The organism is Cupriavidus sp. 8B (genome assembly GCF_054589115.1).
Genome location: NZ_BAAILO010000121.1, coordinates 1 through 1208 on the forward strand (window position 1 = coordinate 1; position 1208 = coordinate 1208).

Consider the following 1208-nt stretch of genomic DNA (forward strand, 5'->3'; position numbering starts at 1 on the left):
GTTTACAAGTAGCACTGCCTTATCGAGGACGCCGATTTGTGGGCAAACCTCAGCCCTGAGGGGAGAGGGAGAAACAGCCGTCGTCATGGCGCGCGGCTTTGGCCCATCCGGCGGCTTCGGCCTGTGCATCAAAGATGTCCAATCTTATCGAACGAGATCGCCAACTCTTTCGCATGGCTTATTGCACCGCGCTGTCCATAATCCATTCACACCACCACACAACGTTCTCAGGAGAACACCATGAATCGCTTTGAAGGCAAAACCGTACTGGTCACTGGCGGCAACAGTGGCATGGGCCTGGCCACCGCGCAGGCATTCGCCGCCGAGGGCGCGCGCGTCATCGTGACGGGCCGGGACTCCGCGACGCTGGAAGCCGCCAAGCCCACGCTGGGCGCCAACGCGCTAGCCATCCAGAACGACGCCGGCCCCGTTGCAGCAGCTCGCGCGCTGGCAAAACGTCTCACCGACGAAGGCATCAAGCTCGACGCCGTGTTCATCAACGCGGGCATCGCCAGGTTCGCGCCGCTGTCGGATGTCGAGGAATCGATGTGGGACCAGACCTTCAATACCAATGTAAAGGGCCCCTTCTTCCAGATCCAGGCACTGACGCCGCTGTTCAACCCAGGCGCGTCAATCGTGCTCAACGGCTCCATCAACGCGCACATAGGCATGCCGTCATCCGCCGTCTATGCGGCCAGCAAGGCCGGCCTCATCTCGCTGGCCAAGACGCTCTCCGCCGAACTGCTGCCGCGCGGCGTACGCGTCAATGTGCTTAGCCCGGGCCCGGTGAGCACGCCGCTCTTCGGCAAGCTCGGCCTGGACGCCGACACCCTCGCCGACACCGCCGCCCAGATCAAGAGCCAGATCCCGCTTGGCCGCTTTGGCGACCCGAAGGAAATCGCAGCAACGGTGCTGCATCTCTCGGCCACCGAATCCGCGTTTATCGTCGGCACGGAAATCATCGTCGATGGCGGCATGAGCCAGCTGTGAGGCTGGGGCTGGCTGAACCGAATTAACCGATTTAGCCGACTTAGCTGACCTAGCATCAGCAAGGAGCGAGCAACTGATACTCCATTCTTGCTCAGACGTATCTGTAATTGCTCGCCATGAGAAAGGTTTATCGGATCAACGAATTCGCAAAGCGCATCGGACGGGCTCCCAGTACGGTGCGCCGCTGGGAGCGCGAAGGCATCCTGGCGGCTAAGCGC

2 protein-coding genes are annotated in these 1208 nt (G+C 61.4%); both read left to right on the top strand.

From position 1 onward, the window contains the following. The first annotated feature begins 240 nt into the window (after positions 1 to 240). Entirely contained in the window at positions 241 to 990 is a 750-nt protein-coding gene (locus tag ACYP5B_RS12800) for an SDR family oxidoreductase (protein ID WP_459569867.1), read from the top strand. 116 nt (positions 991 to 1106) lie between these two features. Then, on the top strand, positions 1107 to 1208 hold a 102-nt coding region (locus ACYP5B_RS12805; RefSeq protein ID WP_459569868.1), incomplete at its 3' end, for a MerR family DNA-binding transcriptional regulator.